Raw genomic sequence first — 25,750 nt, forward strand, 5'->3', positions numbered from 1 at the left:
CTGATGGGGAAAAGTACGCTAACTCACGCGTTTTCACACAGCCTGGGCCGAAAGCGGACCAGCGAACGGCAGCGCTTCCGCTCGAAATTGATTGATATCGACGTGGTGCGGTATATCCCATCGTGTTCTTGTTGAGATCAACAGGAAATTAAACGAAGTAGCGCCGCAGGGAAATTAAATCACGATACTTCCTAGCTCCGCATCGGGGCCGCGCATCGCCCGCGCAGCCAGTTCTGTCGGTATTGCGCCGTGGCGCGCTTCGAGAACCTACATCGCTTTCGAGAATGCCCAGTATTCGGATTGACCGTCGTCGCTATTCATGCCTTCTGGCTTATCCAACTTGTGCGCAGTACAGTCACATTATTCCAGTGAAAACCAACGATGTCCTACAGTTGCCGTATGGTGGCCGAGGGTCGACGGCTCCTGCATTAGGGAAGCAACGCATTGAAAGCGCGCGCCGAGGCGTACGCGCACTAGAGAGGGGCGATATGGACTCGCGCATTCGCGACGCGATTCTGGCGGCCGTGCCGGATAACGGCCGTACCATTGGCAATAAAAGTCTGTTCCAGGATGTTCGGGCGCGGCTCGACCAAGCTGGACAACCGGCCGGCGACGACGTAATCGAGGCGGCCCGCGCCCAGTTGATTACCGAGGGTGTACTAAGCAAAGGCCGTGGGCGCGGTGGTTCGGTTTATCTTAATCGAGCTCGTAGCGATGCGGATGAGGCGAATGGCGCGAGCGATGCCGATAGGGAAGGCATCGCTGGCGCGGAGCGAAAATCGACGAGTGCGCCGGTGCCCGGGGATGAGTCGGGCGACGGGCGATATGGCAACTACCGCCACCCGGAGCAGGCGACGCAGCGCCCGGACGTGGGGCTGCAGGACCAGTTTCCAAACGCGCGGGGGCCGAAAACTTATCGCTATGACTCCAGCCTAGCGCCGGAATTAGCTTGGGATGAAAGCGCCGAGCGGGACTTTGCCGAATGGCTTTTACATCTGATCACGCAAGCGGCCGAAAAGGGGGAGGCCGCAGTGTTCGATCGACCTCAGCAGTGGCGCGGCAGCGGCGAGCGCTTCGAGTCGCTGCGCCAGTGTTCAGCCCGGCTGCAAAGTCTGAGTCGGCCTTTTTTGAACTGGGCCGGCAAGGCGGAGCGTCAGCGGATCAGCGTGCCGACGGTGCCCCTGTTCGTGCACGAGCGCCAATCGACCCGCGCGATTCTGGACAGGCTGGATAGCTATCGATCTGCGGGCCAGACGCTGGAGCTATTCGGCGATCCTCAGGCCGATATTACCGACAAGCTCGACGCCTACGAGCACACCGGCCCTTGGACCAACCGCATGATCCTGGGCGACTCACTACAGGTGATGAACTCGCTGCTCGAATACGAAGGGCTCGGAGGCCAGGTGCAGATGATCTATATCGACCCGCCTTACGGGGTGAAATTCGGCTCGAATTTCCAGCCGTTCGTGCGCAAGCGCGACGTTACGCATGGCAAGGACGAGCAGATGATTCGCGAGCCGGAAATGGTCAAGGCCTACCGCGACACCTGGGAGCTGGGCCTGCACTCCTATCTGAGCTATCTGCGCGACCGCCTGCTGCTTGCGCGGGAGCTATTGACCGAGAGCGGCAGTGTCTTCGTGCAGATTTCAGATGAGAATCTGCATCATGTCAAAGAAGTGTGCGCTGAAACGCTGGGGGAGCATAACTTTGTTGCTGTAATTACTGTGCGAAAGACGACAAGTGAAGGGAGAAGGCTCTTAGGGTCGACTTGTGATTATTTGATTTGGTACGCGAAGGATATTAGTCGGACAAAGTACAACGCTATTTATCTTCATCGCGCTGACGAATCCAATGAGCGATATGATCAAATTGATTTTGGTAATGGAAATACACGCCCGCTAACTCCGGATGAAAAGAAAGGTGTTGTTGAGCCACCGAACGAGGGCAGGATATTCCGAGTAGATAACCTAACGAGCTCTCGGCCGGCGGGTAAGGGTGACTTAACCGAATACATATATAAGGGAAAGAAATTCAAACCAGGTAAAGGAACCTTTAAGACAAACGAGCCTGGTATGAGAATGCTCGAAACCGCTGGGAGATTGCATATAACCAGCAAGGGCGGCCTAAGCTATCGTCGTTATGTCGATGATTTTGGCTATTCAAAAATCGGGAATTTATGGTCGGATATTAGCGGTGCAGTGCAAAGTCGTTCTGATCCGAAAATATATGCTGTTCAAACGTCTACGCCAGTTATAGAGCGTTGTGTTTTAATGGCAACCGATCCTGGAGACATTATATTTGACCCCACCTGCGGATCCGGCACGGCGGCCTATGTGGCCGAGCAATGGGGGCGACGCTGGATTACTTGCGATACGTCGCGCGTGCCGCTGGCGCTGGCTCGCCAGCGGTTGCTGACCGCCAATTTTCCTTGGTACGAGTTGAAGGAGCCGCAGCGCGGCCCGGCGGGTGGCTTTGTCTATAAGCGGAAACAGAACCGCAAGGGTGAGGAAGTCGGTGGCCTGGTACCGCGCATCACGCTCAAGTCGATCGCCAATAACGAAGAGCCGGAAATGGTCACTCTGGTCGATCGTCCCGAGCAGAATAAGAAAATCACTCGCGTCTGCGGGCCGTTCACGGTGGAGGCGACGATACAGGCTGCGGCCACGTTCGACGAGACGGCCGGGGGCTTGATCGCGGACGAACGCTCGTCGTATGAAAACCCGCGTGCTTATCTCGATCGCATGGTCGAAGTGCTGCGCCGAGCGCATACGCTGCGGCTGCCGGGTAACGAGTCGCTCTCGCTGGACTCAGTGCGGCCGCTGACGGACTGCGAATGGTTGAACGCGGAGGCGACCAGCGAAGCCAACGGTAGCGAGGCGCAGCGAATTGCCGTGGTTTTCGGCCCGGAGGAGGGCGCGATTCACTCACAGCAGGTTTATGAGGCGGCGCGCGAGGCTTATTTTCTGAAGTACGACCAGCTGTATCTATTCGGCTTTGCCATACAGGCTAAGGCGGGGGAACTGGCCAGCGATCGCGCCAAGCTCCGCATCCCTTGTACCTACATTAACGTCACGCCGGACGTTGTGATGGCCGATCTGCTGAAGACGAGCCATACCGACCAGATCTTTTCCGTGACCGGGCTGCCGGACGTGGCGCTCTACCCGGTTGGTCGGCGCGACGACGGCGCACCGTTGTATCAGGCCGCAGTCCGCGGTCTGGATATTTTCCGGCCCGACAATCTGGAAACCGAGTCCATCGCCGCCGAGAACCTGCCGTGCTGGATGCTGGATACCGATTACAACGGGCTGGTGTTTTGTGCCTCGCAGGTGTTCTTCCCGCGCACTGGTGCTTGGGACAACCTGAAGAAATCGCTCAAGGCCGATTTTGACGACAGTGTCTGGGAGCACTTGGCCGGCACGGAGAGTGAGCCGTTCGTGCTCGGTAGCCAACGCCGTATCGCCGTCAAGGTGATCGACGAGCGTGGCAACGAGCTGATGGCGGTGCGGGAGCCGACCGGGTGAGCCGGTTGGAGAAACTACGGAGGCAAGTGTTCAACGAGCGGGGGGAACCAAGATCGCGTTGGCCGATCTGCTCGGACTGCTGCTGCGCCTGGGTTTCGCGGAGCGAACGCGAGATAGCCGTCATATCAGACGCGGCCACATCGAGGAGCGGATCAATTTGCACGAGGGTTACGCGAAGGCTAAGCCTTGCCAGGCCACGGAGGTGCGGGCCGTCATTGTTCGGGCGGCCTGGAGGTCAACGAGTGATGCATCAATACGAGATCATCATTTACTGGAGCGACGAGGACGGCGTCTTCGTGGCGGATGTGCCGGAGCTGCTGGACTGCATGGCGCATGGTGCCACGTGCGAGGCGGCGCTACAGGCATCCAGTGAGACAGTAGAATTGTGGGTTGATACCTCGCGCGAGGGGGGTCGATCCGTTTCAGAGGCCAAGGGACGGCGGTTGCTGTATGCATGAGACGGAAAAGTTCATTGACGCGCCCGGCGGGCCGTTCGAAGTCGAGTCGCCGATCATCAATTCGCCGTTCTACGAGCCGGAATATCATTGGCAGATTGAACGCGGCGAGCAACCGATCAAGGCTCAAGGCCGGCGGCCTGCCAGCTATTACTTTCGGGTGCCCGAGCACGCCGAGCGCGGGCGATCGGCGTCCAAGCGCGGCGACAAGGATCTGTTCGGCGAGGCCGATGTCGGTCAGGAGGAAGAGCTGGCGTTGGTGAATCTGCTGCGCCAGCGGGTGGCGACGTGGCGCGTCGGTGAGTTAACCGGAAAAGCGTATGACGGCGTATCACCCGTTACGCGCGAGCTGATCTCGCTGTGGCGGTCCGAGGATCGGATGCAGCGGCTATTCTTCGCCCAGGTCGAGGCCGCCGAAACTCTGATCTTTCTGGTGGAGGCGGCCGCGCCGTATCGCAAGGACATTCCGCCGATCCCGACCGACGAGCCGAGTGCGGACGCCAAGGCCAATGGCTTTAGCGCCTTTACGCGTTACGCCTGCAAAATGGCCACCGGCACAGGCAAGACTACAGTCATGGGTATGTTGTCCGCCTGGTCGATCCTTAACCGTATCGCAGCGCCGACCGATGATCGCTTTACCGATACGGTGCTCGTTGTCTGCCCCAACGTGACCATCCGCGAGCGGCTTGGCGAGCTCGACCCGGCGCGCGGTGATCTGAGCCTGTACCGTACGCGCCAGCTCGTCCCGCCCCAGCGCATGGATGATCTGCGCCGCGGCGAAGTGATGGTCGCCAACTGGCATCGTCTGGCCAAACTGGAAACCGGCAGCGTCAACGGCCAATCCGCGAAAGTGGTCAAAACCGGCGAAGCGGTCGAGGTGGTCAGGAACGCGGGCAAGAAGAACGAAACCCGCGAGACCAAGTATTTCGAATCGGACGCGGCCTGGTTCAAGCGGATACGCCGCGAGCTCGGCTCGGGACGCGGGCGCGCGCCGCACTGGCTCGTATTCAACGACGAAGCCCATCATGCCTATCGGCGCGGCGACCGCGTGACGGATGCCGCCGATCTTGACGACGACAAGAATCTGTCGAAGAAAAACGCGCGCGAGGCCACGATCTGGATCGAAGGTCTGGACCGGATCAACAAACTGGCCGGCGGCCGGCGCAAGGGTATTCGTCTATGCGTCGATCTGTCCGCGACCCCGTTCTATATCCAAGGGTCGGGCAACGAAGTCGGCAAGCCTTTTCCCTGGGTTGTATCGGACTTCGGGCTCCTGGATGCGATCGAGTCGGGCCTCGTGAAAATACCGCAGTTGCCCTCTCGCGATCCGACCGGCGCCCAGGAGGCGGCGTATTTCAATATTTGGCGATGGGTTCAGGAAAAGGCCGAACAGGACGGCTATGGCAGCAAGCTGACGCCGGAGCTGGTACTGAACTACGCCAGCGCTCCCATCAACCTACTGGCCAATGAATGGAGGCAACGCTTTGAACAATGGCAGCGCTTTGCCAAACACCAGCAAAAGCATCCGGTGCCGCCGGTTTTCATCGTGGTATGTCGTGATACCCAAGTGGCGAAGGCTGTGCACAACTGGCTGGCTAATGATGAAGGCGGCTACGGCGAGCCGCCCGCGTTGTTCCGCAACGCCCCCGGTCGGGAAGTGACGGTGCGCATCGATTCCAGGGTTGTCGAGGACATCGAAGCCGGTGGCACGAAAGACGAAACCCGACGATTGCGCTTTATTTTGGATACCGTCGGCAAGGCCGAATGGCCGGGGCGCCGCGTGCCCGAGGACTGGTCGGAGCTCGTGCGCAAGCACAACGAGAAAGTAGCCAGCGACGACAACGACGGCTCGCTGTACTGGGTTGACGAGCACGTACCGCCAGGGCGCGATGTGCGCTGCATCGTTTCAGTGTCCATGCTCGCGGAAGGCTGGGATGCGAACACGGTGACGCATATCATTGGTCTGCGACCGTTTGGTTCGCAGCTGCTGTGCGAGCAGGTCGTGGGCCGCGCGCTGCGCCGGCGCAGCTATGCGTTGAAAACGGACGGTACGGACCAGTTCGCAGAAGAAACCGCCCAGGTTTTCGGCGTGCCGTTCGAACTCGTGCCGTTCAAAGTGCGCGAATCGCGCGATCCGGTCGATCCGCCCGATCCCAACCATATCTATTCGGTGCCGGAAAAATCGGCGTATACGATTGCGTTCCCGATCGTGACCGGCTATCAACAACGCGGCAAGTTCGAAGTGAGGCTGGATTGGTCGTGCGTCCCTCAGGTGACGCTCGACCCGATGCAAATACCGCAGACCGTCGAGCTCACGTCCTTAACCGCGCCCGAGGGTGCACTGTCTACCTACGGACCGGGCGAGCGCCCGACGCTTTCATTGAAGGAATGGCGGGCGCGGTTTCGTGACCAGCAGGTTGCCTTCCGGCTGGCGCATAGAGTGGTGCGCCGCTGGCAAGAAGAATTCGGTGTCGACACCGTTCCGACTTCGAAGCTGTTCCAGGCAGTGCTGTTTGCCGCCCGGCGCTTCCTGGCTGATCCCACGAAGTTGGTACGCAAGGGCGACAGCCAAGCCTGCGATGTGCTCGCTGTAGGCCATTATGAGCAGGCAGCGGTTTCCGCGCTGTTCGAGGCCATTCGCACGAGCGGTGACGGCGACACTCACGAATTGCCGGTCATACCGCAAGGCGCCAGCGGCCGGGGCAGCACCGAATACGTCGATTTCCATTCGACGAAGCCGATCTATGCAGTACAAAAATGCCATCTGAATGCGATGGTCGCGGATACGGCCAAGTGGGAGCAGAGTGCTGCGTTCGCGCTGGATACGCATCCCGGCGTGGCGCGCTGGGTCAAGAATGACCATTTGGGCTTTCTGATTCCCTACCGCAAGGGCGATCTCTCACCGAAGTACACGCCGGATTTCATTGCGGTGCTCGACAATGACCTGCGCCTCATAGTGGAAGTGAAGGGCCGTTACGATGACGATGCGGACCGCAAAGCCAAGGCAGCCCACCGCTGGGTCGCGGCGATCAACAATCTCGGAGAGCATGGCCAGTGGGCCTATGTCGTCGTAGAAGATCCACAAAAGCTTGGCCGCGTCGTTAACGAACATGCCGTAGCGGCTATGGAGGACAGCGTTTTGCAGCTGTCGGGGGCTTAGGTCGTTATACGTAACGATAGCCGGTTACATTTGCCAGCTGTCTACTTCGAGTCGCGATCAGCCAAGAGTGGAAATTGTGACCATCGATTCCCCTAGCTTGCTATGCCTCTGGGGGCGCTGCTACTCAAATTGCGGGGATGGTCGGTACTGAACTGCGGAAACAAGTCAAGACGGCAACCTTAATGACGATCGATTCATCCTGTCCCGCCCCGCAATTAGCTTCCATTCGCGAACGATCTCGCCTTCGCCCAGAGACGGCCTAAAGCCGCCGCAACCGCCACATGAAGTAACTCCCACCGATAAGCGTGGCGACGATGCCGGCGGGGATTTCGCTGGGGAACAGCAGCATGCGGCCGATCCAGTCGGCCATGACCATGACCAGGGCGCCGAGTACGGCAGCACCGGCGAGCTGGTGGCGGGCGCGGGCGAGGCCCATGATGCGTACGAGGTTGGGGGCGAGCAGGCCGATGAAGCTCAGCGGGCCGACCACGAGCGTAGCGCCTGCGGTGAGCAATGCGACCAGTACCAGCAGCAGCAGGCGGCTGATGCCGACGTTTACGCCCAGCGATCGGGCCGTGGGCATGCCCAGCGGCAGCAGGTCGAGCCAGACCTGCAGCGGCCGGATTACGGCGAACAGCACCAGCCCAAGTACGGCGACCGTCACGGCCAGCGGCAGTTCGACGTAGTAGGTAGTGCCCGACATCCAGGCCAGCAGCTGTTGGGTGCGCGGGTCGCCGCCGGCGAGCACGATCTTGGCGACGGCATCGAACAGAAACAGCACGCTGATGCCGGTAAGCAGCACGCGCTCGGGTTCGTAGTCGCTGCGGGCGTTGAGCCCGACCAGTACGGCCAGCGATGCGAGCGCGCCGAGCATGCCGGCCAGCAGCAGTACCGGCACGCCGGCGCCGGGCATGAGCAGCACTACCGCCAGCACGCCCAGCCCGGTGCCGGCACTGATGCCGAGCACCTCGGGGCTGGCCATGGCGTTGCCGGATACGCGCTGGATGACGGTGCCGGCCACCGCCAGCATGGCCCCGGCCGCGCCGGCGGCCAGTACGCGGGGCACGCGCCACAGGCCGGTTTCGTCCCAGGGGCGGGTGAAGGGCCAGTCCCAGCCGTCCGCGCCCTGCCCCACGAACAGCGCAACAACGACAGCACCCACCAGCCCGATAGCGAGCATGGCCACCAGCCGGCCGGGCGTCTGGCTGCGCGGGGCCGGCGTCGGCGGCGAGCCGGGTTCGCGGGCCAGATTCAGGCGCGGAATGAGCCATAGCAGCAACGGCGCGCCGAGTGCGGCCGTGGTCGCGCCCGTGGGAATAAGCATGGACGAGTGCAGCGTGACCAGTTCCAGCACCTGGTCGGTGACCGCCAGCAGCAGCCCGCCGAATATCGGTGCCCAGATCAGCCGGCTCGCCAGCCGACGCGCGCCGGCCAGGCGCACGATCGAAGGCGCGGCCAGGCCGATGAAGCCGACGATGCCCAGCTCGACGATCACCACGGAGCTGGCGAACACGCCCAAACCGAGGCTGGCCGCCCGCAGCCAAGCCAGCGAAATACCCAGATTCTTTGCGTTGGTATCGTCGAGATCCAGCAGCGCCAGCGCGCGCGACAAGGCCACCGCAGCCACGCCGGCCAGCGCCAGACGCGGCAGCAGATAGAGCACGCCGTCCCAGTTGTTCTGGGCGAGCGAACCCGCGCCCCAGATCATCATGCCGCGCAGCGCTTCTTCGTTGAATAGCAGCAGCACGACAGCGAGCGCGCCGAAATAGAGATTGACGACCAGCCCGGCGAGCACCACCACCGTGGGGGCGAGGTTGCGTCGCCAGGCGAGTGCAAAGACCAGCGCCATGGCCCCGGCACCGCCCGCAAAGCCGACAAGTCCGCGGGCATGCACCATCAGCGCCGGCGCGAACAGCGTGCCCAGCAGCAATGCCAGGTGTACGCCGCCGACCACGCCCAGGGTGGTGGGGGCGGCCAGCGGGTTGCGCAGGGTCTGTTGGAACAGCACGCCGGCCAGGGCCAGCCCGGCGCCGCCGACGAGTGCGGCCGTTACGCGCGGCAACCAGTTGTAGCGGGCGAGCACGCCTGCGATATCGTTGCTGTCGGCCCAGAGTGCGGCGATGCCTGCCGCAGAATTTTCGTGCAGCACGAACGCCGCGAGCACGGCCAGCAGCAGCGCGAAGCCACCGCACAGACGCGCCGGTGTGACCCACGGCATGATCACGTGGCGGCCTTGCCAGTGCTGCAGTCGTGACCAAGCGCCGTGACCAGCACGCGCGCAAAGCGGCTGGCCGAGGGCAGCCCGCCAAAGCCCCATACCGGCGGCACGTAGAGCACCGGGGCGTTGTTAACGGCGGGCAGGTGATGCCAGAGCACGCTGGTGTCGATTTCTTCGGCCACGCCGACCGGCAGCGGTTTCACCACCACCATGCGGGCGTTTTCGATCGAGGCCAGCCGTTCGAGCGGCACGGTCGCAAAACCCCAGTAGTTACCGCCGGCCTGCCAGGCGTTGGCGATATCCATGCGCTCGAGCACGCTGCCGACCAGGCTGTCTTCGGTATACACGCGCACATGCCGGGCGTCCATGAACTGGACCACCAGTAGCGGTTTTACGTGCGCGGGCACCTGGGCCGCACAGGCGGCGATACGCGCCTGCGTGTCGTCGATAAGCGCGTCGGCAGCCGCTTCGCGACCCACCAGCGCCCCCAGGCGGCGAGTGGACTCGACGGTCTTGTCCCATACCGCGCCGTTGCCGTCGTAGATATCGATCGTTTCCACCGGCGCGATGGGGGCGAGGCGTTCACGCAGGCCGGAGTACATGGAGGTGATGGTGACCATGTCGATATCCAGCTGCGACAACAGCTCCATATTCGGCTGTACCCGCAGGCCCAGGTCGCGCACGCCGTCGGGCACGTCGGGTGCGGCGACCCATTCGTTGTAGGCCGAGATTTGCGACATGGCCACCGGCGGCGCGCCGAGGGCGATGAGGGTCTGGGCCTGGCCCCAGTCGATGACGGCCACGCGCGGGGTGTCTTCGGCCTGGGCGACGCCGACCACGGCACAAAAAAACAAGGCCAGCCCGAGCAGCCAGCCAATACGGATCGCGCGCCGTGATAACACAGCGCCAGCGGCAGCGGCCCGCCGGGTCACTGGACGACGGCGATGGGGTGGTTGTCGGCCGGGTGTTCCATCACGCGCATGCGCACACCGTAAATTTCTTCCAGCGTTTGATCGCACATGAGTTCGCGCGGGGCGCCCTGGGCAAGCAGTTTGCCGCCGCGCAGGGCCACCAGCTGATCACAGTAGCGCGACACCATGTTCACGTCGTGCAGCACGATGATCACGCCGATGCCGAGCGTGGTGGCCAGTTCGCGAATGAGCGCGAGGGTATCCACCTGGTGGGCGATATCCAGCGCCGAGAGCGGTTCGTCGAGCAGCAGAAAGCGGCTGCCCTGGGCGAGCAGCATGGCCAGCCAGACGCGCTGGCGCTCGCCGCCGGAGAGCGTATCCACCATGCGATCGGCCATGGCTTCGATACGCGTGAGTTCCATGGCCCGGGCCACGGCGCGCTTGTCTTCGCGGGTCATGCGCCCGAGCAGGCCCTGCCAGGGGTAGCGCCCGAACGACACCAGCTCGCGCACGGTCAGGCTGGTGGCGGCCGGCAACTGTTGGGGCAGATAAGCCACCTCACGCGCGAATTCACGATCGCCCCATTCGCCGAGTGCACGCCCGTTCAGGGATACCTGGCCGCGGCTGGCGTTCTGCTGGCGCGCCAGCAGCTTGAGCAGCGTGGATTTGCCCGAACCGTTGTGCCCGATCAGGCCATAGACCAGCCCCTGCGTAAAACGCAGGTCGGTGGCTTCGAGAAGACAGCGTCCATTGACCTCGAAGCGTGCGGCATTGAGTTCGAACATGACCTTCTCCGCAGCGTTGCCGACGACATACGCCGCGCGGTGATTCGGCAGGTGGCCGAGAATAAGCTAAATACGAATGCTTATCAAAAAGATGAAACCGCGCGGGTTGTGTCGGCGTCGTACACTAGGCATGCGTTGCACAAGTTTGCGTGCTCGTACCGGTGTGCTTGGCGCGCGGCTAACCGGCGGTCGCGACAGCCTTTTGCTGATGGCCAATAGGCGCGCGTCGAGGCCAGCCCGTGCAGTCAAAAACCCGGCCGCTGCGCGGTTTGACGCCACAGGCGCCACTACAGCGTTGCCCCGCGGGGTCATAGAATGACGATGGCGTAGTGCCATCGCACCATGTAGGGAGGCCGTTGGGCAGGCAAACGCGGGCCGTGTATGAATAGCGGTTCAGATTCCGTAATCCATTCCAAGGCAGACGGATAGACATGACGATTCTCGACACCCTTCGGCGCTGGCTCGGTCGCGGCGGCCGTTCATCCGCACCGCGAAACGCCGATCGCGCACGCAGCGATCAGACGCCGGTCGAGGTGATCGACCTCGAGGGCGCGTTCGAAGCCCACCAGGCCGGCGCACGGTTCATCGATGTACGCGAACCCGGTGAATGGGCACAGGGGCATATCGCCGGCGCGGTGCATCACCCGATCGACGGGCTGGAAGCGCAGCCGCAAATCAGTGTCGCCCGCGACACCCCGGTGGTGACCTACTGTGCGGCCGGCATTCGGGCCGCACGCGGTGCCGCCGCACTGGCCGCCAGCGGCTATAGCGATGTGAAGGCGCTCGATGCCGGTTATGGCGACTGGCAGGCCGCCGGCTACCCGGTCGAGCACCCGGATAACGAAACCCACGCGTGAGCCGCCCTGCCCGGGTCGTGCTCGTGGGCGCCGGCCATGCCCATCTGCATGTCGCAGCCTATGCCCAACAACTCATCGACGCCGGCGCCGAGGTCACCCTCGTCGACCCGGGTAAGTTCTGGTACTCGGGCCGGGCGACCGGCATGCTCGGCGGCCGGTTCGACCCCGCAGACGATCAGATCGATGCCCGCGCGCTCATCGAAGCCAACGGCGGCGTGTTCGTAGCCGGGCGGGTCACGCGTGTGAATCGGTCCCAACGGCGCGTGCATCTTGCCGATGGACAAACACTCGACTACGACCGGCTATCGTTCAACGTCGGCAGCGGCGTGGCCAGCGACACGATCACCGGCTGTACGCCCGAGGCGAACTGCTGGCCGGTCAAGCCGATTGCCAATCTTGCGTCTCTTCGCGCCACGCTAAGCCAGGCATTCGCGGCCGGCGACGCGCCGCCCGTTGCTGTGATCGGTGGCGGCAACACCGGCTGTGAAATCGCCGCCAATATCGCCGCCCTGGCCCGACGCCATGCGCCGGCCGGGGCGCGCCCCGCCATCCGCCTGCTCCAGAGCGGCGAGACGCTGGCGCCGTCGCTGCCATCCCGCGCACGCAAACGGCTGGCCGAAAAACTGACCGACCTCGGCATCGACATTCAGTACCACCGGCAGATCACCGAACGCCGTGCCGGCGAACTGATCTGCGAAGATGGCGCACGCATTGCCGCAGCGCATGCCGTCATCGCCACCGGCCTGGTGGCACACGACTGGCTCGAACAGCTCGATCTCGCCTTCGACGACGGTCTGGTCGTCGACGCCACATTGCGCAGCATCGACGATCCGCGGGTATTCGCGGTGGGCGATTGTGCCCATGTCCGCGGCCATGCGCTGGCGCGCCTGGGCGTGTTCGGCGTGCGCCAGGCGCCGGTGCTGCTGGCCAATCTTCAGGCCAGCCTGGACGACGGCGCGCTCACCAATTACCAGCCGCAGTCGAAGTGGCTATCGATTCTGGATCTCGGCGACGGCACCGGACTGGCCACGCGCGGCCAGCACTGGTGGCTGGGCCGGAGCAGCGTCTGGCTCAAGCACTGGCTCGACCGCCGCTTTATCGAAAGCTATCGCGTTGACTGACGCCCGAGCGTGCGCAGCGGACCGCAGCAACCGCGTATACGGCGGCGCGTCGACGAAATGACTGCAAGCGCGCGGCCCGCAGGTTCACAGCCTTAAACACGACAAAGCGCAGCATACGCTTGCGTACGTGCATTGACGCGCACCGTACGGGCGCCGATATTGAGCGTTTTGCGCATCGGCGCCTGTGTTATGCATAGACTCGTGATTGCTGCTGTCATCGGGAGAGATACGTTGCCCTGTCGAGCCCTCATCCGCCGTGGAGGTCGTCGCTGATGGCCGCCGTGATCGACGCTATCGAATACATGCTGCCGGCGCGTACCGAATCGATCGAAGAAATCGCGGCGCGCTTTCCCAACTGGCCGCTGGAAAAGATCGCCGAGAAAACCGGCATCCGCGCGCGCCATGTAGCCTCAGACGACGAATGCGCCTCGGATTTCGGCGTCACCGCCGCGCGCGATCTGCTTGCACGTACGGGCACCGATGTCAGCGATATCGACTACCTGATCTTTTGCACCCAGACGCCCGACTATCTCGCGCCCACGACCGCCTGTCTGGTGCAGCAGCGCCTCGGTCTGCCCACGCATATCGGCGCGCTGGATATCAATCTCGGCTGTTCCGGCTATATCTATGCCCTAGGCGTGGCCAAGGCGCTGATCGAAACCGGCCAGTCCAAAAAGCTGCTGCTGATCACCGCCGACACCTACAGCAAGTTCGTCAATCCGGGCGACAAGAGCGTACGCGCGCTGTTCGGCGATGCCGCCGCGGCCACGCTCATGAGCGCCAGCGACGTCCATGGCGACGGCGCCGAGGCGATCGGCCCGTTCGTCTACGGCACCGACGGCTCCGGCGCCCAGGATCTGATCGTCCCCAACAGCGGGCTGCGCAACCGTGCCGTCGACCGCCCGGTCGAGGAATACACCGACCGCCACGGCAATACGCGTAGCGATCACAACATCTACATGAACGGGCGCGCGGTGATCGAATTCACCCTGCGCGAAGTCCCCAAGGCCATCGATGCACTCTGTGACAAGGCCGGCGTAAGCCTCGACGACATCGACGCCGTCGTGCCGCATCAGGCCAGTGCGACCGTGCTCGAAGGCATCCGCAAAAAGCTCGACCTGCCGGCCGAGCGCTTCGTGGTGTGCATGGAAGACATCGGCAATACCGTGTCCTGCAGCATCCCGATCGCTATCAAGCGCGCCGCCGCCAAGGGCCAGATCAAACCCGGCGCGTTGTTGCTACTGGTCGGCTTCGGCGTGGGGCTGTCCTGGGGCGCAACGCTGGTGCGCCTGCCCGACGACTTCGCCGCTGCCTGATCAGGCGCGGCCGGGCTAGGACACAAGCCAACGCATGGCCGGGCCGGCAAGCCCGAAGGCGACGATACCTGCCACCACGGCCAGGCCCACGCTGTGGCGCCAGCGTAGAACCACGGCCGTTGCCACCGCACCCACCGCGTAGCTCAACAACGTCTGCCACGACGGACTCTCGATTATCGGCCCGGCCAGGCTCGCCACGGCCAGGGCAACCAGCAACGCGGGGCCGGCGATTCGGATTGCCGGATGGTCGCCCGAAAGCAGCTTGAGCAACCGGCTGTCGGGCGACAGCAGAAACGGCAGAATGCGGCTGAACGCCGTCACCCCCGCCATGGCCGCAATGGCGATGAACAACGACCTGTCGGTCATGTCGCCTCCGACCGGTGAAGCCAGCCCGCCGCCGTGACCGCCACCGCCATGCCGGCTGCCAGAGCCAGGGCGATATTGCCGAGCCAGACAGCCACAAGTGCGGCGCCCGCGCCGGCCAGCAGCGGCGCGGCCGTTTCGCGGTTCAGGTTGTCCAGCGACAGCGCCAGAAACAGCGCCGGCAGGGCAAAATCCAGGGCATGGGTCAGCGCCGGCGCGGCGTGGCTGAGCACCGTGCCCAGCACGGCACCCAGGGCCGTGCCGGCAACCCAGGACAGATACGCTGCCGCGGCCAGACCGACGAGCCAGGCGGTCAACTGCCGCCCCGGCGTCGCATCACGCCGCGTGAGCGCGGTAGCGAACACCTCGTCGGTCAAGCCCATGGCCAGAGGCAAGCGCGCCGAAAGGCGCGCCGGGAATATGCGGCGTAGAAAAGCGCCGTAGACGATATGCCGCGAATCGATCAACGCACACAGGGCCACCACATACGGCCACGGCGTGGCGTCCTGCAACGCGGCCAGCAGAATGAACTGGCTGCCGCCGGCAAAGATCGCGGCCGAAAACAGCAGCGGCACATAGAATGGGTAGCCAAAGCTCGTCGCCGCGGCGCCGAAGGTGATCGCCACCGGCACATAGCCCAGACAGATCGGCCCCGCCGACTGCAGCCCGCGCACAAGACCGCGCCGACGGCTCATGTCGGCTGTGGCCCGGGATAGACGACCGACACGAGTGCGGCCGCGCCAGCGCTGCCGGCTTCGTAGCGATGCGCCCGATCGGCGACGAACGTACAAGCCTGCCCTGCCTGCAACACGGCACGCTCGGTCGGCGTTGCCACCGTCAGCGTGCCTCGAAGCGCCAGGACGTGTTCGCTCACGCCGGCGGCATGCCCGTCGGCCTGCCGGCATGCACCAGCGTCGAAGTGCATGCGAAACGTCTCGATCTTGCGCTCGGCGTCTTCGCGATCGACGAGCACCACCGACACCCCGGCAGCCGCCGATGCCTGCGGCGCGGCGCTCCCCACGAGTTCGCCATAGCCGACCTGAAGGCCCTGGGCGAGCTGCCATATCGTCTCGATGGTGGGGTTGCCCTCACCGCGCTCCAGATTCGATAGCGTGGACTTGCCGATACCGGTCAGCGCCGCGAGGCCCACCAGCGTCAGGCCGCGCTCGGTTCGAAACGCCTTGATGCGTTGGGCGAACTGCCGGTGCAGGTCCTGCGGGGTCGCGTTATCCATTGAAAACAAATCATTGGACCGAATTCCATTATATTGGAAATTCGGATCACCCCGCAAAACCTGTTTTCCCGCGCGCTCAGCCAGCGGCGCGGTACTCTGGGCGCACGGGCGCCACCTCCGCCCAACGGGCGGCCAGGCTTGCGGCACTGTCGGCCACCACGCCCCGGATATCGCGCGGATAGTCCACGTCCGCGGCCTCGCTTGCGCGTACGGCATGAAACTGGCCGTTGCTGGCGCGCAGTATCCAGCCGCTGTCGGTGCAGGCGTCGCTGACTAGAAATACCGCGCCGGGGGCGATGCTGTCCGGCGTGAGTTCAGTGGGCTGTTCGGTCACGCCCCACATACGGGTCTTGGCCACCGGCGAAATCGCATTCACACGAATATCGTGGGGCGCGCCTTCCAGCGCCAGCGCATTCATCAGCCCGACCGCCGCCATCTTGGTGGCGGCATAGGCCGCCAGGCCCGCCTGGGCATACTGCGGATAGAGGGCGCGATCCGAGGTGGTCAGCAGGATACGGCCATGGCCCTGCGCGACCATTGCCGGCCAGGCGGCCTGGACCAGCCAGGCCGGGGCGTTCAGATGAATGGCGGTGGCCCGGGCCAGAAAATCCGGCGTGAGCGTGTCGATGGCCTGATAGCCGACCCAGCCGGCATTGTGGATCACGCTGTCCAGGCGCCCGTGCCGGGCGAGAATACGCGCGACCAGCTCCCGGCAGCCCTCACGAGTTTCGATGACATCACTGGCCGGCTCGGCCGAATAGCCCGCGTCCTGCAACGTGGCGGCCGCTGCCGCGGCCACGTCGGGATCACGGCCGACCTCGTCGCCATCGGTGCCGGCGTCGTGCACGATGACATGCGCGCCGCGGGCGCCCAGCGCCCGGGCATAGGCCAGACCGATACCGCGCGCGGCGCCGGTGATCAGAACAATCCGTTGGTTGAAATCGAGCATGGGGCTGTCGTGCATCAGAATGTGCACGCCAGACTAAGCACCGCCCCAGCCGCCGACTAATACCTTTCACCCGGGCGGCCGATACCTGTCGCGTATCAGCCTCAGGCCTCGATGTGCAGGAAATTGCTCACCAACGGCGAGTCGCAGTCGGCACGGCGCGCCGCGGCCAGCTCGAACGCGGCCGCCGGGTCGGCGTCGAGAATGCGGTAATGCACTTCGTTGCTACGTACCGAGGCCATGCTGGCCGGCACGATCGCCACCCCCGCTTCGGCGGCGACCAGCGCAATCACGCCGTGAATCTGCCGCGCGCGTTGCACGATATCCGGCTCGAAGCCGGCGCCGTGACACAGATCCAGCGCGCGCCGGAAAAACCCACGGCCTTCATGCCCCGGCCAGAAGACGAAGGCCTCGCCGGCCAGATCGGCGACGGCGAGGTCGGTTTTGCTCGCCAGGGGATGATCCGCCGGCACCGCGATCGCCAGCCGGTCGCGATCGAAGGATTGCAGTATCAGTTGGCTGTCGTCGGCCAGCGGCGGCAGCACCACGGCCAGGTCGAGAGCCTGCTCATGCAGGGCTCGAATCTGGCCGGCGGTGGTTTCCTCGATCAGGTCGACACGCACCTGCGGCCAGGCACGCCGGAATGCCCGTACCGTAGCCGGCAGACGCCCGTACATTGCGCTGCCGACATAGCCGATACGCAGCCGCCCGGTCTGGCCGGCCGCGGCGGCGCGGGCCGCGGGTACACAGCGCTCGGCTGCGGCGAGGGTCTGGCGTGCCTGTTCGAGAAACGCCGCACCGGCCGCCGTCAAGTGGTTTTCGCGCGGGCCGCGCACGAGCAGCGCTTCGCCGACCTCGTCTTCGATACGCTTGATGGCCGCGCTCAATGGCGGCTGCGACATGTTCAGCCGGCGTGCTGCCCGATGAAAATGCAACTCCTCGGCGACCACGACGAACTGGCGCAGTTGGCGTAATTCAATCATCGGCTACAGCGCACCTCGGCCGGAAACCCGTCACGGCATGCGCGCCGTTCGCACGCCGAATACTGGCGCAGGTTACAGCGCGATCACTACCTTGCCCACGGTGCGCCCACTTTCGATATGTTCGTGGGCCGCAGCCGTTTCTTCGAGCGGGTAACGCGCGGACACATGGGGCAAAAGCGTCCCCGCATCGAGCATTGTAGCGATTTCGCGCATGTGCTCGCCGCTGGGAAAGACGTGCATGAAGTAGTTCACGACCAGCCCCTTGGCCTCGGCGGCCTCGCGGTCGCTTTCGACCAGGCCGGACGGCAGATTGATGATCGTGCCGCCGTCGCGCATGACGCTGACCGAGCGCTGGAATTGCGGCCCGCCCTGGGTTTCCAGACAGAAATCGATGTCGCCGATTTCATCCTCGAAACGCTGCGTTTTGTAGTCGATATGTTCGTCGGCACCGAGCGATTCGACGAACGCCCGGTTCTTGGCCGACGACGTAGCGATCACGTACGCGCCGAGGCGTTTGGCCATCTGCACCGCGAAATGCCCCACCCCGCCGCTGGCGGCATGAATCAGTACACGATCGCCGGCCTTGAGCTGGCCGAAATGGGTGAACGCCTGCCAGGCAGTGAGTGCGGCCAGCGTGCTCGCCGCGGCCGCCTCGTATGACACGCCCGCGGGAATGACGGCCAGTTCGTCGGCGGGCGCGGTCACGTACTGGGCATAACCGTTGGGTGGCAGCGGAAAGCGGATCATGCCGAACACGGCATCGCCTTCGTTCAGGTGCTTGACGTCATCGCCGACTGCGACGACTTCGCCGGCCACGTCCCAACCCAGAATCAGCGGCAGGGCATGTTCCAGCTGCGAGGCCAGCACTTCGCCCTGGCGGGTTTTCACATCCACCGGGTTCACGCTCACGGCGGCGGTTTTGATCAGCACCTCGTCGGGGCTACAGACAGGCATGGGACGCTCGCCCATCACGAGATTGCGGGCCGGGCCGAATGCTTCGAATTCAACGACTTTCATCAATCAACATCATGCATACCTGCGTAATGCAACTATAACCGATCGCGCCTACCCGCCGCGTGTCCGTGATTGCGCGTGATCAATGAACGCTTGAAAACCGCGCGCCTGCACGTAAATATGACCATCATTCACGCTGATTGTACGTCCGAACAGTCGGCGCGGGCATCTGGAACGATTCGATTCAACAACCGGGGCATGGCCCCATGCAGGCACGGGCACGCCTGCGCCACTGAAAAGAAACTGGGCCCCCGTCAATACCGATTGCCAATACGCAACATGACCCAGGAGCAAACAGTGACTGAACTTATTTACGTCGTGGACGACGACGATGCGGTACGCGAATCCCTGAAACGTCTGATCGGCGATGCCGGCTATCGTGTGCGCTGTTTCAAAAGCGCGGAGCGATTCCTCGAACGCCAGCCGCGCCACGAACATGAAAGCGGCTGCGCGATCGTGGATATGCGCCTGCCCGGCATGGACGGGCTGCAACTGCAACGCCAGATCAGCGCGGCCGGGCTGGCCGTGCGCACGATCTTCATGACCGGCAATGCCACGATTCGGCTCGCGGTCGAGGCCATGCAGCTGGGCGCGTCCGGCGTTCTGGCAAAGCCGGCACCGCCGGAGCGCCTGTTCGACGAGATCGACCGCTGCCTGCGCTGGACCCAGAGACAGCACGCGCAACAAAGCGACACCCGCGTCTATGCCCAGCAGTTGGCACGGCTCACGCCGCGCGAAGCCGAAATCGCCAGTGGCCTGGTCGCCGGGCTATCGACACGCCAGGTCGCGCTGATGCTCGGTATCAGCAAGCGCACGGCCGAAAGCCATCGGGCGAATATCATGGGCAAGCTGCATATCGGCTCGGTGGCGACACTCACCCGAATGGCCTGTCTGGCCACGCCGACATATACGCTACCGGCGTTCGACAAGGGGTGCAGCGGCCCCGGTGCGCGCACGTGAGATGCAGACCGGTCATCGGCGAAACGCGGCTATAGCAGCCGCTTTCGGCGTCGCGCTACCCGTACATTCCCCCAGCGGATTGTCACGATATACCGCGGCCCGAGGGCTGCCTATATTGCGCGACCGTTTTACGCCGACCGTCGTCTCATGTGGTCATTCATTTCCGCGCACGCGCCCGCGCTGACCGTGATCGTCACAGCGGTCACACTGATCGTGTGGACGGTTTACGGGCAGATCATGTCCGCCAACCAGCGCCGTCAGCAAAAACCGCAGCTGTTCATCAAACAGGCCAAGGGGCACGGGCCGGATTCGATCTGCCTGCTCAGCAACATGGGCAAGGAATCCGTCTATCTGCGCGCAGTGTTCATCGATCTGCATGATGCCGAGGGCGAATGTCATACCGGCAGCGTGGAAAAACAGTGGCAGGCCCAGCCGAGCGGCGCTGGCGCCGAAGCCATCGGCCAGGGGCCGATCGCCCCCAGCCAGCAGCTCGATCTCGGCCCGTTCGAATGGTTGCTGGCCGAAGCGGCCCGCAAGGCCGGCATGATCGAGGCTGAGGAGGATCTCGACCTCGCCCACGCGATCGACGCGTTCACGGTGACCGCGATCGTCACGGCCGGGCCGTATGAACAGATCGTCGGCGCCGAGCATCGGTTTTCCGTCGATGCCACGGGCCCGTCCATACGCGCCGATACGCATGGCACCCGATTACGGGCCTCAAGGCGTGATGCGCGCGCATTGGAGCACTACCTGCGGGCCATGACCGAAGCCGACCGGCGTACGCAAACCACCGGACATTCATAACCCATACACGACACGGGCCGCCGGCCCACAGAGCAAGGCAAACAATTTCATCATGTGGCAATGGATCAACGACAACGCCCAGGCGCTGTCTTTTTTCGCCAGCCTCGGCACGCTGGCCGTCTGGCTTTTCTATGCGCACCTGCTGTATTCCGGCTTTCGGCGCCAGCGCAAGGCCCGGATTCTCATCAACCAGGGCTGGGGCCAGCAGGTCGACTCCGTGTGCCTGATCAGCAACATGAGTCAGGAGCCGGTCTATATCCACAGCATCACGATGACCATTCGTGCCCAGGACAACGAATACACCGAGGCCATTACCGACTTCGACGAAGCCCAACCGCGCGATAGCGAAAATCACCCGCGCGAGGTGACCCGCCAGGGCCCGCTCCAGGTCGGCGAGCAGATGAACCTGGGCACCTTTCGTTCCTTGCTGCGCCAGACCGCGAAACGTCACAAGGACCTACGCGCCGACGAAAACCAGCCCCTGCGCAGCCTGTCGGTGCACAACTTCAAGGTGACGGTGATCGCCAGTTACGGCCCCGAAGGCGGCGTGATCGGCGCGCAGCGCAAGTTCCTGGTCCGCGGCGACGACAACCAGCTCATGCGCCCGGTGGCCATCGCCACCAAGCGCATGACCAAACGCAACGCCCGCCAAAGACTCCAGCAATGGCTCGAGCAACAGCTCGATGACAGCGATGGCTAGCGATTGCGGTGTTTTCAGTCGCCGCTGAGGCCGTATTTATCCAGCCGGTAGCGCAGCGCGCCGCGGCTCAGGCCCAGTCGGCGCGCGGCTTCGGAGATGTTGTGTCGCGTGTCGGCAAGGGTGCGTTCGATCAGCGCGCGCTCGGAGTCGGCCAGCGTGGACACCGGCGTACCGGCATGGGCTGCCGCCGTCGGCTCGCGCCCCGTAGGCTGCGCCTCGGGCAGCTGTAGATGCACGGCTTCGATCACGTCTTCGGCGTGCACGAGCACCGCGCGTTCGATCACATGCCGCAGCTCGCGGACATTGCCCGGCCAGGTATGCGCGCGCAGCGCAGCCCGCGCCGTTTCGGCAAGCGTGGGTACGGGCTTGGCATAGCGTTCGGCGGTACGCGCGACGAAATGGTCGGCCAGCGCGATCACATCCGCGCCGCGCTCGCGTAGCGGCGGCAGATGCAGCGTGAGCACATTGAGCCGGTAGTACAGATCTTCGCGAAAATCCCCGGCTGCCATCATCCCGGCCAGGTCACGATTGGTCGCGGCCACGAACCAGGCCTCGATATCGTGCTCGCGATCGCCGCCAATCTCGCGCGCGGTACGCGACTCCAGCGCGGTAAGCAGCTTGGCCTGGAGCGCCAGGGGCAGCTCACCGATTTCGTTGAGAAAAGCGGTGCCCGCGCCGGCTGCGGCGAGCAGCCCACGCCGGGCGCGATGGGCGTTGGTGAAGGCGCCTTTTTCATGCCCGAACAGTTCTGCCTCGACCAGATCGCGCGGCAGCGCGGCACAGTCGACCTGCAGGAACGGCTCACTCGCGCGCGGCGATCGCGCATGCAGCAACCGTGCGACGCGATCCTTGCCGGTGCCGGTTTCGCCGGTGAGCAGTACGTTCGGCGGTGCCTCACCCGCGCCCAGGGCAGCGATTCGATCGAGCTGGGCGTACAGCGCCTGCATCGCCGGGCTGTCGCCGATCAGCCGGTCGTCCGGCGTATGCCCGTCGGGGCACGCCTGCTGAGATGCGGGCGTCTGCCGCGCCAGCGCATCGCCCACGACCCGATGCAAGGCCTCGAGATCGAGCGGTTTCCTGAGAAAATCCACCGCGCCCAGGCGCATGGCCGCGATGGCATCCTCGAGTTCGCCATAGGCGGTCATGACGACCGCGGGGATGTCTGGCAACTCGCCGCGCAGCCAGTCGAGAAAATGCAGGCCGTAGCCATCCGGCAGGCGCAGATCGAGCACGGCCAGATCGGGCGGGCGGCGACGCGCGGCCAGCTTGGCATTGGCGATGTTTTCGCAGATCGCCACCGTATAGCCGTCGCGGCGCAGGCGCCGGTCCAGCGCGCGGGCGAGCGCGCCCTCGTCTTCCAGCAACAGAATATGGGCACGACTCATGGCGTGTCGCTCACGGGCAGATGGATACGCACACAGGTGCCGCCCGCGTCCCCCGGCTGATAGTCGAGCGTGCCGCCGTGCGCCTGAATGATCTTGTAGGCGAAGGGGATTCCCAGACCGGTGCCCCGCCGCTTGGTGGTACGTAACGGCGCGCTCGAATGCGGGTCCGGCACCACCGTCATGCCCGGGCCAGCGTCAACGATATCCAGGCGCGCCTGACCGGCGTCGGTTCGGCCGGTGGTGACCGTGATTCGCGAACCGGCCGGCGAGGCTTCGAGCGCGTTGGCGAGCAGGCCGTGTAGCGCCTGTTCGAGCAGCGGCGCATCCGCATCGACCGTCACCGGCGCACGCTCACGCGCCAGTTCGATATCGGCCGCGGCCAGCCGCCCGCCGAGCGCTGCGATTGCGCCATCGACGATGGCATCGAGCGACGTTTGTTTACGCTCGAGATCGAGCGGATGCAGATAGGTAAGCAGCGCATCGAGCCAGCGTTCCAGCCGGTCGGCCGCGTCCATGATGTCGGCGCCGGTTTCCTCGACATCGTCGACCGTGGCCTGGCGGTCCAGCATCTGGGCATTGGCACGAATACCCGCCAGCGGATTACGGATGTTGTGGGCGATCACCGGCACGAGCGCGCCGAGCGCCGCTTCGCGCTCGCGTTCGACCAGCGCCTGGCGCTTGTGTTCGAGTTCCGCGGCCATCGTATTGAGCGTATCCGCGAGATGGCGGACCTCGGCCACGCCTTGCGGGCGCAGGCGATAGTGCAGTCGGCCCTGGGCGATTTCGCGGGTGCCGGCCACCAGCCGTTCGAGCGGGCGCAAAAACTCGCGCACAAAACGCCGGTTGAGCCAGAGCGCGAGCGCAATGCCGCAGAGCAGCGGCAACCATGCCAGCCACGGCGCCATGCGGTTCCACAGCCCCATGCGCTCGGCCAGGGCATCGCGGCGCGCGGCGACTTGCTGTGTGAGCTGGCTGTAGGCGTTTTCGAAATCGCCGGTCTGCCAGGTATCGAACGCGGTTTCGTCGGCATCACTACCCGGCGTGGTCACCACCCGGTTCATGGCTGCGAGGATCAAACCATAGGCGGCTTCCATGCGTGCGATGCTGGCTTGTTCGTCCGCAGTGTCGGCCACGCGACGCATTCGATAGAAATGCTCGTCGATGCGATACAGCCGTTGCCAGTAGTCATCGCGCGGGCCGTCTTCGCGCAGCGTGTCGACGGCCTTGATCTGGCGATACAGATCGCCGCGCACGGCCTGGGCCTCGATCAGCAGTTCGTTGAAGCGCAGCGACCGCTGATAACCCGCCTGCCAGAAACTTGCCCAGAGCGCGCCGAGACCGGCCGCGGCCATCAGTACCAGCAGTAACGCAAGCTGATAGCGCCGGATCAAGCGCTTGAGCGAATCGGCAGGTCGAACAATCATCCCGCGAGTCTAGGGCCTGTTGCGGTTTCAAACGAGTCCGCGCCGAGTGGCCAATATTGGCCAGCCAGATCGGCCACTATTCGCCATCCTGGCCAACCACGGGCCGCAGCCGGCGTATCGGTGCCAGGCGTTGAAAAAGCACTTGGCGCACAACCGCTTGGCGCGCGAACCACCGTACTGGCGCTGGCACGGTCGATGCATTGATCCAAAGGCCACTTACGACAACACCAAGGAGATCGCGATGAAACAGTGGACGACCCCGAAGGCCCACGACCTGCGTCTGGGCTTCGAAATCACGATGTACGTCAACAACCGCTAAACCGGTTGTCGCGTACAGCAAAGGGGGCTTCGCGGCCCCCTTTCTCGTGCGCATCGAGCCAATCATGAGCGCGACCCACCCCACGCTGCCCACCCGTCACGACGGCGAAACGCCGGCCCGCCCGCTATGGCTGCTGGCCGAGCTGACCTATGCCTGTCCGCTGCAATGCCCCTACTGCAGCAATCCGACCGAGATGGCGCAGATCGGGCGTGAAATCTCGACCGAAGACTGGAAGCGCGTGCTGCGCCAGGCCCGCGGCATGGGCGCGGCCCAGCTCGGCCTGTCCGGCGGCGAGCCGCTGGTACGCAAGGACCTTGAGGAAATCGTCGCCGAAGCTCGACAGCTCGGCTACTACAGCAACCTGATCACCTCTGGCATCGGCATGGACGATGCCCGCGTGCAACGCCTCGCCGAGGCCGGGCTGGATCATATCCAGATCAGCTTTCAGGCCAGCAATGCCGAGCTGAACAACTTCCTCGGCGGCAGCGACAGCTTCGAAAAGAAGAAGGACATGGCCCGGGCGATCAAGCGCCACGGCTATCCAATGGTGCTCAATATCGTGCTGCACCGAAAGAACATCGACGATATCGAAGAGATCATCGCCATGGCGGAGGCGCTCGATGCCGACTATGTGGAACTGGCCAACACCCAGTACTACGGCTGGGCCTGGCACAACCGCGATGCGCTCATGCCCACCCGCGAACAGCTCGCCCATGCCGAACGCGTGACCACGGCGTATCGAGAACGCGGCGGCGCGATGAAGCTCTATTTCGTCGTGCCCGACTACTACGAAGACCGACCCAAGGCCTGCATGAGCGGCTGGGGCGATATCTTTCTCACCGTCGCGCCGGACGGCGTGACCCTGCCCTGCCACGCCGCGCGCCAGCTACCCGGCCTGGAATTCCCGAACGTGGTCGACCACGACATCGACTGGATCTGGGGCGAATCCCCCGCCTTCAATCATTTCCGCGGCTACGACTGGATGAAGGAACCCTGTCGCAGCTGTTCGGAAAAGACGAAGGACTACGGCGGCTGCCGCTGCCAGGCCTATATGCTCACCGGCGATATGTACGCCACCGACCCGGTGTGTGCGAAATCACCCGAGCACCATCTCGTCACCGACGCGGTCGAGCGCGCGAACGCACAGCCGGCCGAAGCCCCTGCGGCCCAGCCGATCGTGTTTCGGAATCCCAAGAATTCGAAGCGACTGCATGGATCACGGGTGGCACGCGAGGGGCCGTAAACCGCCCGGCGCGAATCAAACCGTTGCCGCC

Annotated in this window: 22 protein-coding genes; 11 read left to right on the forward strand and 11 right to left on the reverse strand. The window is 64.2% G+C overall.

Going from position 1 to position 25,750, the window contains the following annotated elements; translation table 11 throughout:
- Positions 1-488 precede the first annotated feature (488 nt).
- The 3 genes from T5B8_RS11670 (at position 489) to T5B8_RS11680 (ending at position 7,136) form a co-directional block, all read left to right on the forward strand.
- Positions 489-3,521 carry a site-specific DNA-methyltransferase gene (locus T5B8_RS11670; protein WP_353178934.1) on the forward strand — a complete coding sequence of 1,011 codons (3,033 nt, stop codon included), beginning with the start codon at positions 489-491 and terminating at the stop codon, positions 3,519-3,521.
- A 245-nt stretch (positions 3,522-3,766) separates the two neighbouring features.
- Positions 3,767-3,979: a type II toxin-antitoxin system HicB family antitoxin gene (locus tag T5B8_RS11675; protein WP_353178936.1), complete on the forward strand. Its 213-nt coding sequence runs from the start codon at positions 3,767-3,769 to the stop codon at positions 3,977-3,979.
- Positions 3,972-7,136 carry a BPTD_3080 family restriction endonuclease gene (locus tag T5B8_RS11680; RefSeq protein WP_353178938.1) on the forward strand — a complete coding sequence of 1,055 codons (3,165 nt, stop codon included), beginning with the start codon at positions 3,972-3,974 and terminating at the stop codon, positions 7,134-7,136. Before T5B8_RS11675 ends, T5B8_RS11680 begins: the two co-directional genes overlap by 8 nt.
- Before the next feature lie 259 nt (positions 7,137-7,395).
- On the opposite strand, the gene fhuB is transcribed toward T5B8_RS11680, so the two are convergent.
- The 3 genes from fhuB to T5B8_RS11695 are packed head-to-tail and all read right to left on the reverse strand — an operon-like array spanning position 7,396 to position 11,050.
- Positions 7,396-9,354 carry a Fe(3+)-hydroxamate ABC transporter permease FhuB gene (gene fhuB, locus T5B8_RS11685; protein ID WP_353179168.1) on the reverse strand — a complete coding sequence of 653 codons (1,959 nt, stop codon included), beginning with the start codon at positions 9,352-9,354 and terminating at the stop codon, positions 7,396-7,398.
- A 2-nt stretch (positions 9,355-9,356) separates the two neighbouring features.
- On the reverse strand, positions 9,357-10,256 hold the full coding sequence (locus T5B8_RS11690) for an iron-siderophore ABC transporter substrate-binding protein (RefSeq protein ID WP_353178939.1): 900 nt from the start codon (positions 10,254-10,256) through the stop codon (positions 9,357-9,359).
- A 26-nt stretch (positions 10,257-10,282) separates the two neighbouring features.
- Positions 10,283-11,050: an ATP-binding cassette domain-containing protein gene (locus tag T5B8_RS11695; protein WP_353178941.1), complete on the reverse strand. Its 768-nt coding sequence runs from the start codon at positions 11,048-11,050 to the stop codon at positions 10,283-10,285.
- A gap of 431 nt (positions 11,051-11,481) precedes the next feature.
- On the opposite strand from T5B8_RS11695, the gene T5B8_RS11700 reads away from it, so the two are divergent.
- The 3 genes from T5B8_RS11700 (at position 11,482) to T5B8_RS11710 (ending at position 14,344) form a co-directional block, all read left to right on the forward strand.
- Entirely contained in the window at positions 11,482-11,907 is a 426-nt protein-coding gene (locus T5B8_RS11700; RefSeq protein WP_353178942.1) for a rhodanese-like domain-containing protein, read from the forward strand.
- Entirely contained in the window at positions 11,904-13,028 is a 1,125-nt protein-coding gene (locus T5B8_RS11705; RefSeq protein WP_353178943.1) for an NAD(P)/FAD-dependent oxidoreductase, read from the forward strand. Before T5B8_RS11700 ends, T5B8_RS11705 begins: the two co-directional genes overlap by 4 nt.
- A gap of 272 nt (positions 13,029-13,300) precedes the next feature.
- A complete protein-coding gene (locus T5B8_RS11710; protein WP_353178945.1) occupies positions 13,301-14,344 on the forward strand; it encodes a 3-oxoacyl-ACP synthase III family protein in 1,044 nt (347 codons plus the stop codon).
- A gap of 15 nt (positions 14,345-14,359) precedes the next feature.
- Here the strand turns inward: T5B8_RS11710 and T5B8_RS11715 are convergent, their stop codons facing one another.
- The 6 genes from T5B8_RS11715 to T5B8_RS11740 all read right to left on the reverse strand — a co-directional run bounded on the left by T5B8_RS11715 (position 14,360) and on the right by T5B8_RS11740 (position 18,887).
- Positions 14,360-14,710, reverse strand: a complete 351-nt coding sequence (locus tag T5B8_RS11715; RefSeq protein WP_353178947.1) for an AzlD domain-containing protein — start codon at positions 14,708-14,710, stop codon at positions 14,360-14,362.
- The gene (locus tag T5B8_RS11720; RefSeq protein WP_353178949.1) at positions 14,707-15,402 is read right to left on the reverse strand and encodes an AzlC family ABC transporter permease; all 696 of its coding nucleotides are present in this window, start codon (positions 15,400-15,402) and stop codon (positions 14,707-14,709) included. Before T5B8_RS11720 ends, T5B8_RS11715 begins: the two co-directional genes overlap by 4 nt.
- The gene (locus T5B8_RS11725; RefSeq protein WP_353178951.1) at positions 15,399-15,941 is read right to left on the reverse strand and encodes a helix-turn-helix domain-containing protein; all 543 of its coding nucleotides are present in this window, start codon (positions 15,939-15,941) and stop codon (positions 15,399-15,401) included. Before T5B8_RS11725 ends, T5B8_RS11720 begins: the two co-directional genes overlap by 4 nt.
- A gap of 76 nt (positions 15,942-16,017) precedes the next feature.
- Entirely contained in the window at positions 16,018-16,890 is an 873-nt protein-coding gene (locus tag T5B8_RS11730; RefSeq protein WP_353178953.1) for an SDR family NAD(P)-dependent oxidoreductase, read from the reverse strand.
- A 101-nt stretch (positions 16,891-16,991) separates the two neighbouring features.
- Positions 16,992-17,870 carry a LysR substrate-binding domain-containing protein gene (locus T5B8_RS11735; protein WP_353178955.1) on the reverse strand — a complete coding sequence of 293 codons (879 nt, stop codon included), beginning with the start codon at positions 17,868-17,870 and terminating at the stop codon, positions 16,992-16,994.
- A gap of 72 nt (positions 17,871-17,942) precedes the next feature.
- Complete coding sequence (locus tag T5B8_RS11740; RefSeq protein WP_353178957.1) at positions 17,943-18,887, reverse strand: NADP-dependent oxidoreductase; 945 nt, start codon at positions 18,885-18,887, stop codon at positions 17,943-17,945.
- Between the two features lie 294 nt (positions 18,888-19,181).
- Between T5B8_RS11740 and T5B8_RS11745 the strand changes: the two genes are divergently transcribed.
- The 3 genes from T5B8_RS11745 (at position 19,182) to T5B8_RS11755 (ending at position 21,348) form a co-directional block, all read left to right on the forward strand.
- The gene (locus tag T5B8_RS11745) at positions 19,182-19,844 is read left to right on the forward strand and encodes a response regulator transcription factor (RefSeq protein ID WP_353178958.1); all 663 of its coding nucleotides are present in this window, start codon (positions 19,182-19,184) and stop codon (positions 19,842-19,844) included.
- A 147-nt stretch (positions 19,845-19,991) separates the two neighbouring features.
- Positions 19,992-20,648: a hypothetical protein gene (locus T5B8_RS11750; RefSeq protein ID WP_353178960.1), complete on the forward strand. Its 657-nt coding sequence runs from the start codon at positions 19,992-19,994 to the stop codon at positions 20,646-20,648.
- Between the two features lie 52 nt (positions 20,649-20,700).
- On the forward strand, positions 20,701-21,348 hold the full coding sequence (locus T5B8_RS11755) for a hypothetical protein (protein WP_353178962.1): 648 nt from the start codon (positions 20,701-20,703) through the stop codon (positions 21,346-21,348).
- Between the two features lie 14 nt (positions 21,349-21,362).
- On the opposite strand, the gene T5B8_RS11760 is transcribed toward T5B8_RS11755, so the two are convergent.
- Together T5B8_RS11760 and T5B8_RS11765 are read right to left on the reverse strand one after the other, a co-directional pair.
- The gene (locus tag T5B8_RS11760; RefSeq protein WP_353178964.1) at positions 21,363-22,733 is read right to left on the reverse strand and encodes a sigma-54-dependent transcriptional regulator; all 1,371 of its coding nucleotides are present in this window, start codon (positions 22,731-22,733) and stop codon (positions 21,363-21,365) included.
- Positions 22,730-24,157 (reverse strand): ATP-binding protein, encoded by a 1,428-nt coding sequence (locus T5B8_RS11765; protein WP_353178966.1) that lies wholly within the window; start codon positions 24,155-24,157, stop codon positions 22,730-22,732. Before T5B8_RS11765 ends, T5B8_RS11760 begins: the two co-directional genes overlap by 4 nt.
- Before the next feature lie 241 nt (positions 24,158-24,398).
- Between T5B8_RS11765 and pqqA the strand changes: the two genes are divergently transcribed.
- Positions 24,399-24,476: a pyrroloquinoline quinone precursor peptide PqqA gene (gene pqqA, locus T5B8_RS11770; protein WP_209059483.1), complete on the forward strand. Its 78-nt coding sequence runs from the start codon at positions 24,399-24,401 to the stop codon at positions 24,474-24,476.
- Positions 24,477-24,540: 64 nt separating this feature from the next.
- Entirely contained in the window at positions 24,541-25,719 is a 1,179-nt protein-coding gene (gene pqqE, locus T5B8_RS11775; protein ID WP_353178968.1) for a pyrroloquinoline quinone biosynthesis protein PqqE, read from the forward strand.
- Positions 25,720-25,750 lie beyond the last annotated feature (31 nt).

The organism is Salinisphaera sp. T5B8, from assembly GCF_040361255.1.
Classification (GTDB): Bacteria; Pseudomonadota; Gammaproteobacteria; order Nevskiales; family Salinisphaeraceae; genus Salinisphaera.

What these genes read in the sequence shown, in the direction of transcription:
- T5B8_RS11670 (WP_353178934.1), top strand. Translation starts at nt 489, where the DNA reads ATGGACTCGCGCATTCGCGACGCGATTCTGGCGGCCGTGCCGGATAAC.
- T5B8_RS11675 (WP_353178936.1), top strand. Translation starts at nt 3,767, where the DNA reads ATGCATCAATACGAGATCATCATTTACTGGAGCGACGAGGACGGCGTC.
- T5B8_RS11680 (WP_353178938.1), top strand. Translation starts at nt 3,972, where the DNA reads ATGCATGAGACGGAAAAGTTCATTGACGCGCCCGGCGGGCCGTTCGAA.
- fhuB (WP_353179168.1), bottom strand. Translation starts at nt 9,354, where the DNA reads ATGCCGTGGGTCACACCGGCGCGTCTGTGCGGTGGCTTCGCGCTGCTG.
- T5B8_RS11695 (WP_353178941.1), bottom strand. Translation starts at nt 11,050, where the DNA reads ATGTTCGAACTCAATGCCGCACGCTTCGAGGTCAATGGACGCTGTCTT.
- T5B8_RS11700 (WP_353178942.1), top strand. Translation starts at nt 11,482, where the DNA reads ATGACGATTCTCGACACCCTTCGGCGCTGGCTCGGTCGCGGCGGCCGT.
- T5B8_RS11710 (WP_353178945.1), top strand. Translation starts at nt 13,301, where the DNA reads ATGGCCGCCGTGATCGACGCTATCGAATACATGCTGCCGGCGCGTACC.
- T5B8_RS11715 (WP_353178947.1), bottom strand. Translation starts at nt 14,710, where the DNA reads ATGACCGACAGGTCGTTGTTCATCGCCATTGCGGCCATGGCGGGGGTG.
- T5B8_RS11720 (WP_353178949.1), bottom strand. Translation starts at nt 15,402, where the DNA reads ATGAGCCGTCGGCGCGGTCTTGTGCGCGGGCTGCAGTCGGCGGGGCCG.
- T5B8_RS11725 (WP_353178951.1), bottom strand. Translation starts at nt 15,941, where the DNA reads ATGGATAACGCGACCCCGCAGGACCTGCACCGGCAGTTCGCCCAACGC.
- T5B8_RS11730 (WP_353178953.1), bottom strand. Translation starts at nt 16,890, where the DNA reads ATGCTCGATTTCAACCAACGGATTGTTCTGATCACCGGCGCCGCGCGC.
- T5B8_RS11735 (WP_353178955.1), bottom strand. Translation starts at nt 17,870, where the DNA reads ATGATTGAATTACGCCAACTGCGCCAGTTCGTCGTGGTCGCCGAGGAG.
- T5B8_RS11740 (WP_353178957.1), bottom strand. Translation starts at nt 18,887, where the DNA reads ATGAAAGTCGTTGAATTCGAAGCATTCGGCCCGGCCCGCAATCTCGTG.
- T5B8_RS11750 (WP_353178960.1), top strand. Translation starts at nt 19,992, where the DNA reads ATGTGGTCATTCATTTCCGCGCACGCGCCCGCGCTGACCGTGATCGTC.
- T5B8_RS11755 (WP_353178962.1), top strand. Translation starts at nt 20,701, where the DNA reads ATGTGGCAATGGATCAACGACAACGCCCAGGCGCTGTCTTTTTTCGCC.
- T5B8_RS11760 (WP_353178964.1), bottom strand. Translation starts at nt 22,733, where the DNA reads ATGAGTCGTGCCCATATTCTGTTGCTGGAAGACGAGGGCGCGCTCGCC.
- T5B8_RS11765 (WP_353178966.1), bottom strand. Translation starts at nt 24,157, where the DNA reads ATGATTGTTCGACCTGCCGATTCGCTCAAGCGCTTGATCCGGCGCTAT.
- pqqA (WP_209059483.1), top strand. Translation starts at nt 24,399, where the DNA reads ATGAAACAGTGGACGACCCCGAAGGCCCACGACCTGCGTCTGGGCTTC.
- pqqE (WP_353178968.1), top strand. Translation starts at nt 24,541, where the DNA reads ATGAGCGCGACCCACCCCACGCTGCCCACCCGTCACGACGGCGAAACG.